Here is a 12,900-nt window from a genome sequence, read left to right on the forward strand (position 1 = left end):
GGGGGAAGCGCAGCGCGATGCCGGACAACGCCGACTAATGCGCAAGCCAAAACAAGTCAACAGATGTTGATTTATGTCCAGACCCGTGCAAAGGCGCCATCATGGAGCGGACCACATCCATCAAAAAGCGCGATGCCATCGCGACACGCGCCACCATATTGGCCGCCGCGCGTCAGCGTTTCCTGCGCGAAAGCTATGACAGCGTCGGGCTGCGCGACATCGCCGGCGACGCCGGCGTCGATGTCGCGCTGATCAGCCGCTATTTCGGCGGCAAGGAAGGCCTGTTCCGCGAAGTCGTCAGCCATGACGACCGACCGGGTGTTTTTCGCGAACCGAAAAGCATCGCCGAACTGCCGGGTTTCCTCGCCCAGCTCGTCGTCGAGGACGAAGGCGACGACCGCCAATTGCGCATGGAAATGTTCATCATCATGCTGCGTTCGGCCTCTTCGCCCAAGGCAGGCGAGATCATCCGCGACCTTGTCCATCTCGACGTCCTCGGGCCGCTCGCCGAACTGATCGGCGGCGAACATAGCGAGCTGCGCGCCAACATGCTGCTCGCAATCCTGATGGGCATCGGCGTATTGTCGACCATCATGCGGGTCGACAATTTCGGCGGCAGCGGCGCCGACCGCGACGAATGCACCGAACGCTTCCGCTGCCTGTTCGAGGCGGCGCTGACCTGCTGACGCCATGTCCCGGCCTCAATAGAGATTGTCCTTATAATCCTTGGCGAGGCCGCGCTCCATCAGGCCCGGCATCGATACGAAGGCACCGGCCAGCCGCGCGGCGAGCCCCTTGTTCTTGTTCAGTTTGACATGATCCGCGAACATCCTGGCCGGCCGGATATCGCCGGGCGCGGCGGCCGCGGGCCACAACCGCGCGCGACTGAGCGCCGCGCTGGCGCGCATTTCCATCGTCACATCGTCGATGCGCGCCACCAGCAGCGGCGTCTTGTCACGAACCGCAAAGGCCGCCCGCGCTGATTCGTCGGCGGTCAGCCGGGCCTGCCCCCGCACCGACACCACCCCCGTCGATCCGGGAATCAGCAGCGCCGCAGCGATTCGCGGCTGGACGACGATGTTTCGAAAACTGTCGGCGCGGCGGTTGCCCGGCCGATCGGCAAACCACAGCCCGTCGGCACCCGTCCGCGCCATGCTGCCCGCGGGATCGCCTTTCGGGCTGAGGTCGGCGCCGCCGCCGCCGTCGATCGTCGCAAGCGCCATGAAGCGGCTCGCGTTGACGAAGCTGCCCGGGTCGCCGGGCCACTCGCCGAGCGGCGCGGCCGACCAGAAATCGGAGCGGATGAGCGCCTTGGCGCAATGGCCGTAGCATTCCTCGATGGCGACGCGCAGGATGCCGCCATCGGTGCCGGCGACGCGGCCATTGATGCGCAAAGTTTCGCCGACACCGGGAATGAGGAAAAGCGATCCGAATCCGGCTCCAGGCACCGCGAGTGCGGGATCGTCGATCAGGTCGAGCGGTATCGCCAGCACGGCCGGGTCCGCGGCGGAAGCAAAGCTCGGATCCCCACCGCCGAGTGTGATCGCGATCCCCTGCCCGTCCCCGAATCCGGCGAACATCAGCGGCGAAGCGGCAAGCCAGCACCGCGCGTTGGCATCGGCATGGTCGATCACCTTCAAATTGACCGGTGCCGGCGTCTTCCCGATCACGCCTTCGAGCGCCGCGAGGTTATCGATGGCGCTCATTGAAGGTCCCGCGGCGCAAGAGTGAGGAGGATCCGCGTCGAGCAGAGCGCACAGTCGAGCGCCGTGGCGGCGCCCTCCCTCACGGCAAGGCAGCCGGGCACGCTTCCACCTCCGCCGAGCAGCTTGGCAAGGCGTATTTCGTCTTCCGACAGCCCGTCCGCCCTGCCGACCGCGAAAGGATGGTCGAGCGCCTGTTCGTACAGGTTCAGCAGGCTGTCGAACGCCGCGGCGAGCATCGGGCAGCGCCTTTCCGACAACAAGGCGTGCAAGCGCGGTTGCGTCGCTTCGCCCTTGTCGCGCGCCGATCGCCAGCAGCGCGCCGCGGCCGTCGCCAATTCGGCCCGGTCGGGCGAAACCGCGGTGCCGTCGATCGCGACATGCATCATCGTCTTTTCCTTCGTTTGCGGCCCCTCAAAACCCGTTACAAAGCCTATGCCATATTTGCGAATGATTCGCAATAAGTCATTCACCACGATCAAGCCAATGATATTGCAGCCTGTTTCTGCGGGTGCGATTCTCTCCTACTCGCCCGCTCCGGACCCGTCGCCGAAAAGCGCTGAAACCCGCTTAAATCTGGCAACCAGCGCCCGTTAAACGTCGCATGACCACAAAAGCGACATCATCGAACGAGCCGGTAGGGCGGCTCCTAGATTGGCTGGGGCTGCGCAACCCGCACGGCAACGCCCCGATGCAGGAGAGTCCGCCACCCGGCGCGCGGCCTGCCTCGCTCGACCTCGCGCGGCAGGCTCGGCAGCAACTCGCGCAGGCGATCACCGGCTTCCTGCTCGATCATGATCTCGACATATCGGCGTCCAACCTGTCGCTTTCCCATGGCGTCTTTTCGGGCAGCAACCCCGGCCTCGCGCGGCAGATCAACGCACGGATCGCATCGGGTGAGGCCATTACCCAGCAATGGCTCGACGAGTTCGCCAAGGAAGAGGCAGCAGGGCTCGACCATAGCGAAATCGACCGCATCGTCGCCCGCCTCGAATCGAACCTCGACGCCTTCCAGACCCACACCAAGGCCGCCCGTAGCGTCACCAGCGACTATGGCAGCGAACTCGAACGCCACGTCCTCGACCTCGAACAGGTGCAAAAGACCGGGCAGCTCGTCTCGAGCCTCGCCGACCTTGCCAAGGCGATGCTCGAACGCACCCGCCGCGCCGAAGACGATATGCGCAAGAGCGAGGACGAAGCAAAGGCGCTGCGCCGCAGCCTCGCGCGCGCCAAGCGCGACGCCGAAATCGACTATCTGACCGGCCTGCCCAACCGCCGCGCCTTCGAGGTGCTGCTCGAACGCCACCATGCCGAAGCCCGCGCCGCGTGCGAACCGTTGAGCGTTGCCTTCTGCGACATCGACGAATTCAAGCGCGTCAACGATATCCATGGCCATGAAGCAGGCGACCGGGTGATCAAGCTGATCGCCGACACGCTGTCGAAGATTTCGGACGACCATTGCCATGTCGCGCGCCACGGCGGCGAGGAGTTCGTCATGCTGTTCCGCGGCCTCGCCCCCAGCGAAGCGGCGAAGCGGCTCGACGAGGCGCGCGAGCAGCTCGCCGAACGGCGGCTGATCAACCGCAAGACCGACGCGCCGTTCGGGCAGATCACCTTCTCGGGCGGAGTGGCCGACGTCTTCGGCTATGGCGAGGTGCGCGAGGCGCTGAAAGCGGCCGACGAGGCGCTGTACCGCGCCAAGCAAGCCGGCCGGAACCGCATCGAACTTGCCTGACCGCTACAGTCAGGGAATCAGCACGACCTTGATGCAATCTCCGCGCGCCTGCGCGGCGATTGCCTCGTTGATCTCGGCCAGCGGAAAGGTCTTGATCAGCCGGTCGAAGGGGAAACGCCCCGCGGCATGATGCGCGATCAGCTCGGGAATGAAGGTCTGTGGATCGCTGTCGCCCTCGATGATCCCGATGATCCGGTGACCGGGGGTCATCAGCGCCGCGATATTGACGTTGATCGACGCGTCGGCCTTTGCCGGCACGCCAACCAGCCCGATCGCGCCATGGCTGCCGAGCGCGGCCAGCCCCGCCTCGATTACTTCGGTCCGGCCGCTGCTGTCGAACGCGAAATCGACGCCATCGGGGACGATCGCGCGGATCGCTTCGGCAATGTCGCCGGCGCCCGGATCGATCACATGCGTCGCGCCGAGTTCGATCGCGATATCGCGGCGCGCCGCGACAGGTTCGACGAGGATGATCGGCGAACAGCCCTGGATCACCGCGCCCATCACCGCGGCTAGGCCAACCGGCCCGCCGCCGAAGATCGCGATGCTCGACCCCGCCGGGCAGGCGAGCGAGCGCATCACCCCGCCCGCGCCAGTCTGGAACCCGCAGCCGAGCGGCCCCAGCAGTTCGAGCGGCGCGGCGCTGCCGGTCACTTTGACGACGTTGCGCGCGCGCGTAATCGCGTGGCTCGCGAACGAGGATTGGCCGAAGAAATGCGACCCCACTGGCCCCTCGCCGTCGGCCCATGATTTCGATCCGTCCTCGAGCCGCATCCCCGCATAGTTGAGCGGCACGAAGCTCCGGCAATAGCTCGGCAGCCCCTCATCGCAGCGCGGGCAGGTGCCGCAGCTCGAAAAGCCGAGCACGACCTTATCGCCGACCGCGAGACCCTCGACCCCTTCGCCTACCGCCTCGATCACCCCGGCCCCTTCATGCCCGAGTACCGCGGGCAGTTGATAGGGGACGAACTGGTCGCGAAAGATCAGGTCGGTGTGACAAAGCCCCACCCCCGCGATGCGCACCAGCACCTCGCCCGCGCGCGGGCCCTCCAGTTCGAGTTGTTCGACCGAAAAATCGGCATGCGGCGCGCGCGCCACGGCTGCGGTGGCCTGGGTCATCCTCTTCTCCTGTTTTTGGTCGTGTAGCGGCGGCGTCCGCCGACGGCAATCGCCGCGCGCCCCGCTCCGTCACAGCATCGCATCGACCGGCGCATCCTGCCCGGCGGCGATCGTCTCGCCCTGCCACAGCCGCGACAGGCGGCTGCCCAATATGTCGCCGGGTCCGGCGGTAAAGCGCGGAAAGCCGAAGGTCGTCATCACCTCCGACTGGCTTGCCAGCGCGCGGCGGTCCTGCGCAACGACGGGCGCCAGGAACAACCGGATCGCCGCCTGCTTGAGCCAGCCGGGCGCGATCCCGCGCGGGGTGGTGAAACAGGCGAAGGGCATAAAGCTGTCGTCGGTCGACGGGGTGAAGAAGGCGGTGACGCACAGCGTCAGCTTTTCGAGTCCTTCCCAGCGCGCCTGCACGACGGTCGGCGGATAATAGCGCGATATGCTGCGCGACCGGTCGCGTTCGAGGAAACGCGACATCAGCCCGAGATCGGGCTGCTGCTGCTCGATCACCATCGCAATGCCCGCGCCGTCGCTTTCGACCAGCAGCGAGACGGGCAGCCGTTTGTCGCGACGGCGGATGAAGCCGTGATGGAGGTGGTTGGTGTGGAACGGGTCCATCACATTTTCGATCGCGTCGAACGCCCGCCCGCGCCATGTGCCCTGCTGCCACCAGAAATGATCGTGACCCGCCGCACCAAGCGTCGGGGGCAGCGGGGGCTCGGCCGGCGCCGCCTCGCTCAGCGCCACGAATATCCCGCCATGCCGCTCGGCAACGCGCAGCGCGTCGGCGCGCAATGTCTCGCTGCGCGCCGCATTGATCCGGCAGCCCGGCACCGCAAGGCATTCGCCCGCCGTATCGAAACGCCAGCCATGATAGGGGCATTCGATGCCGCCTTGATGCACCCGCCCTTCGGACAGCGGAAAGTTGCGGTGCGGACAGCGATCGACCAGCGCCCCCGCCCTGCCATCCGCGCGGAACAGGACGATCGGCACGCCGCAGAGCTTAAGCCCGCGCACCTGTCCGTCCTTGAGCTGGCGCGACAAGGCGACAAGGTGCCAGGCACTGCGCACCGCGTCGGGGAGCTTCATCATGGCAGATCCTCTCCATCCCATGCGATATCGGCGACCGTCATCGCGCTGGCGCTCGTCCCGCGCAGCATGCCTCTGAAGGTAAAGCCCAGTCCATCGGCAAATGCACCGAAGGCAGGAAGCCGGTCGCCGGGCCGACCGATCACGTCGCGGCCTTCCCGCAACGCCGCGATCCAACCGCGAAGGTCGCGGCGCCGCAATGCGACCCCGAGCCCGAAACTCAGCATCGCGGGAAGCAGATGCCGCGGCTGCCCGTCACCGGCAAGGCAGCCATCGCCGCCGCCGTCAATCGCCGCAGCCAGCCGCCCTTCGTCGGCGAGGAAATGGACCCCGCTTGTCGCGCGCGGGTTGCATTCGATCAGCCACGGCTGCCCGTTTGCGTCGAAGATCGCGTCGCAGGCGAACTGCCCGGTCAGCGACAGGCGCTCCGCGAGTGCGGCCGTAATATCGCGCAAGGCCGCCGCCTTCGCTGCATCGAGCGGCTCGAACCCGAAACTCGCACCGCCGCCGAGGCGCCAGTCCGATCGATAGGCGGCGAATGCGCGCAATACGCCGTCACGGGCGACGGCGTAAAAGCAGGCCTCACCGCCCACCACACGGCGCTGCGCAATCCGCGGGCGTTCGCGCGTCGCGTGGATGTTGTCCAGCCGGTCACGCGCCGGACCGACGAGCGCGGCTTCGCCGAAGCGGCTGAAGCAGGGTTTGAACACCCACCCCGCAGACTCGTCGGCGAAGCGCGCGACGTCGGCCTCGCTCTCCAGCAAATGCGTTTCGGGCACCGGCAGGTCAAAACCCGCCGCCAGCCGGGCGAAGCGATATTTGTCGTGCAGGTCGCGCAGGGTCGCGAGCGGCGGCTGGAAAAGCTTGCCCGCCAGCCGCCCTGCAAGTCCCGGCGCCGCAAGGTGGAACGCCTCCTCGCACGTCGGGACGATCAGATCGACCGACAGTTCATCAACCAGTTCGCAGACGCGCTTGCCAAAGGCCGCAGCATCCGCGCGCGGCGCGGGATAGGACAGGAATGTCCCGGTCCGCCGCGACCAGCGGCTGATCCGTGCCGATGCGCTGTCGGCGCAAAAGGTCCGGTACCCCGCCGCCACGAAGTCGCGGGCGATATCGAGCGCCGCGGCAGCGCGCGCGCCGGTGACCAGGACCGTCCTAGTCATGCCAGACGACCCTTCGCCGCTTCGGAAAGGGCTCGGCGGGCCGTCCGTGCGACAGGCTGACGGCAACCGGAATGGAGAGCCGTTCCCGAAACTGCGCGGCCGCCCGCTCGGCGCTTTCGGCCGGAACGCGGGGGTCGAGGCGCAGTTCGACTGTCTGCGGACCGCCGATCACCTGCCAGAGCGCGGGGACGCCGAGCAGGCTGTCGAGACAATCCGCGACCGCGCCCGGTGCGATCGCTTGTCTGCCCCAGCGCCAGATATCGCCGACCCGCCCGGCAACGGGGCGCACGACACGCCCCGCATAACCGCAGGCGCAACTTTCCCCCGCCAGTTCGAGATAATCGTCGAGCCGGACCCGGACGACCGGCTGGCTGTGGCGGCGAAGATCGGTGACGACCGGACGAAAACCGGGGGTATCCGCGACCGGTTCGAGCTCGATGGCTAGGCTGTGCTCGTTGAGGTGCAACGCGCCGGCGGTACAGGCGGCACCGACAAATCCTTCGGTCGCCTGATAGATCGAACGCGGCCGCACCCCGAACACCTCCCCCACCCAATCGATTTCCGCCTCGCTCATCGGTTCCGAACCGAAGAAGATGTGTCGCAACGCCGGCATGCTAACGCCGCAGCCGTTACCCTCGGCGAGTGCGAGCAAGCGATGCGGCGGTGCGATCAGGATCGTCGGTGCAAACGCCGCCAAGGCTTCGCGCGTCGCAGCCGCCGGCTCCGCCAGCGGAAAATAGCGAAAGGCAAAGAAGCGGCCGCCGACGTCGCTGTAGAGGTTGCTGTTTGCGCGAAGGTGGAGCGCGATGCGCTGCGGCCGGAGCATCGCGCGAAGCGGCAGCAGGCGCGCGAGGCTTTGTCCGATATAGTCGGCGCGCTCATTCGCATCGGCGATGAACAGGCCGCGCTGGCCGCTCGTCCCCGTCGACCAGCCGACCCCGAGCCCGTCGATGATCCCCTCCGCCGACCCGGTTTCCGCGGCATCGGCGGCGCGGCACAGGCGATCGTGATCGAGGCCGAGGCTGTTCCATGCGCCATAGTCGCGCCGCATATCGGCGGGAGCGACAACGGGAAAGGCGCCCGGTTCCTTGCCCGCCAGATCGGCAAGCGCGGGCGTCCGCCGCAGCGCGGGCTGCAACGCCGCCCATTGGCGATCGCGCTGCCGCGCCAGTTCGGGCGCCGTCATGCGCATCGCCCGGCGCGTGCGCAGGATCGAGGCGAGGATAGCGCTAGACTGCATCGCCGTCTGCATAGGCCGCAGCCGCGCGGGAGCAGTGCGACGGCAGGATGGCCAGCGCGCGGTTGTTCGCCAGCGCCGCGTGCAAGCTGGCGAGCGTGTCGCGATAGGCCCGCGTTTCGCCGAGCAATGCGGTCGTCAGCCGCGGTGGCGGTACGCAGCGCCGGATCCCGTCGATCGACCAGGACGCATCGCCCGCGAGCAGCACCGCGCGGTCGGCCCGATCGCGCAGGGCAAGGCCCCAATGTCCCTTGCAATGCCCCGGCAGCGGCACTGCGATCAGGCTGCCGTCGCCCAATATGTCGGCGCCTTCGGTGAAGGGCGCGAAGTCGGCGGGAAGCGCCACGACCGGCGCATCCTCGAAGAAAGAGCAATCGGCGTCGCAGTCGGCGGGGACCAGATCGGCAAGCAGGCCCTGCCGAACCCGGCGCAACCGGCCGGGGCGGCGCAATTCGGTCAGCCCCGCCGCCGAGCAATGGATCGGCAAGCCCGCGAGATTGCGCAGCCCCGCGACATGGTCGCCGTGGAAATGCGACACCACGACCGCGGCGATCTCGTCCGCCGCGATGCCATGCGTCGCGAGCCACGTCTGCCAGGCAAGATCGGGCGAAATCCGCACCGGCGTGGTCCAGCGATAGAGGCGCTCGGGAAACGGCCTCGTCGCCTCGATAAAGGCCGGATCATAGCCGGTGTCGAACAGGATGATCCCGCGTTCGGGATGGCGGATCACGCCGACCATCGCCGGAAAGTCGGTCGCGCACAGGCTGGCGCCGCGCATCGTCATATATTCGGGATGGCGGCACGATCCGCGCGCCAGCCATTGCAGTTCGACGCGCCTCATCGCTTCGCCTTCCATTGCGCGGCCTCGGCCAGCAGGGTTTCCAGCGCATCGTGGCGCGGGCGAAAACCGAGCAGCCGCTCGGCGGGCGCCATGTCGAAGCTTTGCGAACAGGCGAGCGTCGCCAGCGTATAGCGCGTCAGCACCGGCTCGGCGGCGGATCGTGTCAGCCGCCCCCACCCCTCCGCCACCACGGCGATACTGCGCGCGAGCGGCACCGGGAGCGTGACCAGTTCCGAGTTGGTGCCCAGCGCCGCCGCCAGCCGCACCGCGACGTCGCGCACCGCGACCGGCCGTCCGCCCGAAATATTGATCGCGATCCCGCCGATATCGGGGGCGCGGTCTTCGGCAAGCATGATCGCTTCGGCGGCGTCGCGAAGGTCGGTGAACTCGACGCGCGCATGGCCGCCGCCGGGCAGCAGCATCCGCCGCCGCATCGCAAGTTCCGCCAGCTTCGGCAGGATCACCCGGTCGCCCGGCCCGACCAGTGCGCGCGGGCGGATGGCGCAGCAGGCCATGTCGGCCGAATCGGCCGCGAGCACCATCTGCTCGGCGGCGAGCTTGGTCCGTGCATAATCGTTGAGCGGCGGATCGGCAGGAGCGGCGTCGATGCCGATATTCTCGCGATCGCGGAAGGAGGCAAAAATCGACGGTGAGGAAATGAAAACGAAGCGCCGGCACCCCGCCGCGCGCGCAGCATCGAGCAACCGCGCGGTCGCCGTGACATTGGCACGGACGAAAGCCTCCCTCGCCCCCCAGCTCGCCGACAGGCCCGCCGCGTGAATAACCGAATCGACACTTGTGACGAGCGGCGCAAGGTCGCGGGCTTCGGCAAGGTCGGCGGGTACGAACCGCGCACCCAGCGCTTCCAGCGCCTGCCCCTTGTCCGCCGAGCGCCCCGTTGCGACCACCTCATGCCCGCGCGCGCGCGCCGCGCGCACCAGCGCGGCGCCGAGCCCGCCGGTCGCGCCGGTGACGAGGAGGCGCCGCGCCATCAGACGCGCAGCACCATCGCACCGGCGCTGATCCCCGCCGCCGTACCGAGCATCAGCACCGTCGACCCTGGCGCAATCCGCCCGGTCTCCAGCCCGTGCGCGAGCACGGTGGGGATCGACGCCGCGATCTGGTTGCCGGTGTGCGCGAAAATGTCGATCACCCGTTCGGGCCGCGGCTCGAACAGGCGGCGGACATGCTCCACCCCCGGCGCGCTCGCCTGATGGCAGACGACGGTGTCGACATCGTCGATTGTGCAACCGGCATCGGCAAGGACGCGGTCGAGCACGCCGGGCAGGCAGCGTGCCGCCGCCTTGAAGATGCCGAACGCATCCATCTCGAACCGCGACCCAGCGACCAGCGCGTCATAGCCTTGCTCGACGCGAATCCGCGTGCCCCCGGCGCGGAGCTGCGCGAGCGCATGATCGGCACCGTTGGTAACGAAATGCGACGACAGCAGCCCCGCGGTTCCGCCCGGCGCCGCCTCGACCGCCAGCGCGGCGGCCCCGTCGCCGAAGATCGACATTGTCTTGGGCCGCGACGGGTCGAGCCCGGCCGAAGCGATATCGCTCGCGAAGACGAGCGCGCGGCGCCAGCGGCCGGTCGACAGCCCCATGGCCGCGATGTCGAGCGCGGTCAGGAACGACAGGCACGTCTGGTTGACGTCGAACGCCATGATCCCCGACCGGCCGAGGCCGAGGCGGTCCTGCACCAGCGCGGCGGTCGACGGGATCGGCTGTTCCATCACACCGCAGCCGCCGATCAGCACGTCGAACGCCCCGTCGTCCCAGCCCGCGCGCGACAACGCCCCCTGCGCCGCGGTTGCCGCCATCATCGAGCTCGTCTCGTCCGGCCCGGCGACATGCCGTGCCGCGATCCCGAACTCGGCCTCGCTCCAGCCGCGTGGCCGGTCGAAACGCACGTCGAGTTCGTCGGAGGTCACCACCCGCTCGGGACGGTAAGCGCCCCAGCCAGCGATCTTCATCGGGATCATGTCTCGTCTTCCCATCAACATGACGCAACTTCTACCCGATTAATTATGCACTGTTCAATATCTAAATTAGACAGTGTCCAATTTTGGTGCTAGCGCGAGGTCATGGCCCGTCGCTCCGATCACACACCCCGGGAATTGCGCCAGCTTCTGGTGAATTGCGGTCATGCGCTGATGGCCGAAACGGGCTTTGCCAAATTCTCCGCGCGGGCCGCGGCGCGGCGGGCGGGTTATACCGTCGGGACGATCTACAACGTTTTCGGATCGCTCGATTCTTACCTGCTCGCGATCAACACGCACACCTTCACGCTATGGGCCGACTGGCTCGAAGCGGCACTGGCGCGCTGCGACGACCGCGACGCAAGGATCGAAGCATTGGTGCGCAGCTATTTCTCTTTCGCCGAGGCGAACCGCCACTGCTGGATGGCGATCTATGACCATCGCCGCCCATCCGGCCTGTCGCTCGACGAGGCGGACATGCGCGAGCGGCATCGGCTGACCGCGATCGTCGATCGTGAAGTGACTGCGGCGCTCGGACGCGACGAAGGCGATGCCACGCGCCGCCTGGTCCGTTCGCTCATCGCGACGGTGCACGGGCATTGCGCACTGCATCTCGGCGGCAGCTATGCCCTGATGGACGAACCCGATCCGACGGCGCAGGCCATCGCCCGCGTGCACGAAATTTTGGGAGCGAACGGCGTCCGCGCCTAATCGCTAGGCCGCTGCCCGGCGCGCCACCCACAGCCCGAAGCCCGCGATGATCGCGTAGCAAATCAGCGGCACCGCCAGAGCGAGCCGGAGATTGCCGCTGATATCCGCCACCGTTCCGAACAGATAGGGGACGATCGCGCCGCCGACGATCGCGGTGCATAGGATGCCCGACCCCTGCGGCGTCCGTTCGCCCAGTCCCTCGGTCCCGAGGCTGAAGATCGTCGGGAACATCAGCGAATTGCAGAAGCCGACGAGGATCAGCGCCCAGCCCGACAGCGCCCCGGTCGTCACCGCCGAGAGGATGATCAGCGAAATCGCCCCCGCCGCGAAGGTCGCGAGTACGCGTCCGGGCTTCGCCAGCCGCAGGATGAAACCGCCGAGCAGCCGGCCGACCAGTGCGCCCAGCCAATAGATGGCGACCAACTTGCCGGCATCCTGCATTCCCAGCCCCATTACGCTCGGGTCGCCGAGATAGGCGATGAGGTTCGATCCGATGGCAACCTCGGCGCCGACATAGGTGAAGATACACAGTGCGCCGAGCTGCACACGGCGATTATGGGTGAGCAGGTTCCACGTCCCCTCAAGCTTAACATCGTCGGCCTTGGCGTGGTCGAGCGCGCCGCGGAACATCCAGAACACCGCCGCAATGACCAGCATCAGCACACCAAGCCACATATAGGCGGTACCGATCGAAGCGCCCTCGGCGACACGATAAGCCTGAATTTGCGCTTCGGTCGAAGTTTCGGGGTCGAGAGGCTTGGAATCTCCGAGCAGGAAGGTTGCGCCGCCATAGACCATCAGGAACACGCCGATCGAATTGAACGCCTGCGCAAAGGTCAGGCGGCTGTGCGAGGTTTCGATCGGCCCCAGCGTCGTGATCACCGGATTCATCGCCACCTGCAAAACCGTGATTCCGGCGCCGATGCAGAACAGCGCCGCAAGGAAACCGGGATAGGATGCCGCCGCCGAAGCCGGAACGAACAGGAACGCCGCCGCCGCAACCAGAACGAACCCCAGCACGAAGGTGCGAATATAGCCCAGCTTCGACATGATGATGCCGGCGGGGATCGAAAAGGCCGCATAGGCGATGAAGAACGCCATCTGGACGAGGTTCGCCTGCGCATGCGTCAGATGGAACATCGACTTGAACTTGCCGACCAGCAGGTCGTTGATGTTGGTTACCCCGCCCAGCAGGAAAAACACCGCAAAGGCAAGGATCAGCACGACCAGCGTGCCGCCACCGCTCTTGCCCGGCCGTCCGGCCGGGTTCGGGTCTGCGCTCGTCGCAACATTCGGCGCCAGTGCCATGCTCTTCTCCCCTTCCACG

General features: G+C 67.3%; 13 protein-coding genes. 3 read left to right on the forward strand and 10 right to left on the reverse strand.

Annotation, left to right across the window (positions count from 1 at the left end; genetic code table 11):
* Positions 1 to 101 precede the first annotated feature (101 nt).
* A complete protein-coding gene (locus tag AN936_RS10425; protein ID WP_054588095.1) occupies positions 102 to 686 on the forward strand; it encodes a TetR/AcrR family transcriptional regulator in 585 nt (194 codons plus the stop codon).
* Between the two features lie 15 nt (positions 687 to 701).
* Here AN936_RS10425 and AN936_RS10430 read toward each other — a convergent pair whose 3' ends face one another.
* Together AN936_RS10430 and AN936_RS10435 are read right to left on the reverse strand one after the other, a co-directional pair.
* The gene (locus AN936_RS10430; RefSeq protein WP_054588096.1) at positions 702 to 1,706 is read right to left on the reverse strand and encodes a pyridoxamine 5'-phosphate oxidase family protein; all 1,005 of its coding nucleotides are present in this window, start codon (positions 1,704 to 1,706) and stop codon (positions 702 to 704) included.
* The gene (locus AN936_RS10435) at positions 1,703 to 2,092 is read right to left on the reverse strand and encodes a hypothetical protein (RefSeq protein WP_054588097.1); all 390 of its coding nucleotides are present in this window, start codon (positions 2,090 to 2,092) and stop codon (positions 1,703 to 1,705) included. The genes AN936_RS10430 and AN936_RS10435 overlap by 4 nt, the downstream gene beginning before the upstream one ends.
* A 215-nt stretch (positions 2,093 to 2,307) precedes the next feature.
* Here AN936_RS10435 and AN936_RS10440 point away from each other — a divergent pair, with 215 nt between their 5' ends.
* A complete protein-coding gene (locus AN936_RS10440; RefSeq protein WP_084758278.1) occupies positions 2,308 to 3,438 on the forward strand; it encodes a GGDEF domain-containing protein in 1,131 nt (376 codons plus the stop codon).
* Between the two features lie 9 nt (positions 3,439 to 3,447).
* On the opposite strand, the gene AN936_RS10445 is transcribed toward AN936_RS10440, so the two are convergent.
* The 7 genes from AN936_RS10445 to AN936_RS10475 all read right to left on the reverse strand — a co-directional run bounded on the left by AN936_RS10445 (position 3,448) and on the right by AN936_RS10475 (position 10,865).
* Positions 3,448 to 4,557, reverse strand: a complete 1,110-nt coding sequence (locus AN936_RS10445) for an NAD(P)-dependent alcohol dehydrogenase (RefSeq protein WP_054588099.1) — start codon at positions 4,555 to 4,557, stop codon at positions 3,448 to 3,450.
* A gap of 69 nt (positions 4,558 to 4,626) precedes the next feature.
* The gene (locus AN936_RS10450; RefSeq protein WP_054588100.1) at positions 4,627 to 5,643 is read right to left on the reverse strand and encodes an aromatic ring-hydroxylating oxygenase subunit alpha; all 1,017 of its coding nucleotides are present in this window, start codon (positions 5,641 to 5,643) and stop codon (positions 4,627 to 4,629) included.
* Entirely contained in the window at positions 5,640 to 6,803 is a 1,164-nt protein-coding gene (locus AN936_RS10455) for a hypothetical protein (RefSeq protein WP_054588101.1), read from the reverse strand. Before AN936_RS10455 ends, AN936_RS10450 begins: the two co-directional genes overlap by 4 nt.
* Positions 6,796 to 8,043 carry a cell division protein FtsA gene (locus AN936_RS10460; protein WP_149037644.1) on the reverse strand — a complete coding sequence of 416 codons (1,248 nt, stop codon included), beginning with the start codon at positions 8,041 to 8,043 and terminating at the stop codon, positions 6,796 to 6,798. Before AN936_RS10460 ends, AN936_RS10455 begins: the two co-directional genes overlap by 8 nt.
* A complete protein-coding gene (locus AN936_RS10465; RefSeq protein ID WP_054590222.1) occupies positions 8,033 to 8,881 on the reverse strand; it encodes an MBL fold metallo-hydrolase in 849 nt (282 codons plus the stop codon). The genes AN936_RS10460 and AN936_RS10465 overlap by 11 nt, the downstream gene beginning before the upstream one ends.
* Complete coding sequence (locus AN936_RS10470) at positions 8,878 to 9,873, reverse strand: NAD-dependent epimerase/dehydratase family protein (protein ID WP_054588103.1); 996 nt, start codon at positions 9,871 to 9,873, stop codon at positions 8,878 to 8,880. The genes AN936_RS10465 and AN936_RS10470 overlap by 4 nt, the downstream gene beginning before the upstream one ends.
* Positions 9,873 to 10,865, reverse strand: coding sequence for a 3-oxoacyl-[acyl-carrier-protein] synthase III C-terminal domain-containing protein (locus tag AN936_RS10475; protein ID WP_054588104.1), 993 nt, complete (start codon positions 10,863 to 10,865; stop codon positions 9,873 to 9,875). The genes AN936_RS10470 and AN936_RS10475 overlap by 1 nt, the downstream gene beginning before the upstream one ends.
* A gap of 102 nt (positions 10,866 to 10,967) precedes the next feature.
* Here AN936_RS10475 and AN936_RS10480 point away from each other — a divergent pair, with 102 nt between their 5' ends.
* Positions 10,968 to 11,573, forward strand: a complete 606-nt coding sequence (locus AN936_RS10480) for a TetR/AcrR family transcriptional regulator (RefSeq protein WP_054588105.1) — start codon at positions 10,968 to 10,970, stop codon at positions 11,571 to 11,573.
* Positions 11,574 to 11,576: 3 nt separating this feature from the next.
* On the opposite strand, the gene AN936_RS10485 is transcribed toward AN936_RS10480, so the two are convergent.
* Entirely contained in the window at positions 11,577 to 12,881 is a 1,305-nt protein-coding gene (locus AN936_RS10485) for a sugar MFS transporter (RefSeq protein WP_084758279.1), read from the reverse strand.
* Positions 12,882 to 12,900: the final 19 nt, after the last annotated feature.

Source organism: Sphingopyxis macrogoltabida, assembly GCF_001307295.1.
In the GTDB taxonomy this organism is placed as follows: domain Bacteria; phylum Pseudomonadota; class Alphaproteobacteria; order Sphingomonadales; family Sphingomonadaceae; genus Sphingopyxis; species Sphingopyxis macrogoltabida_B.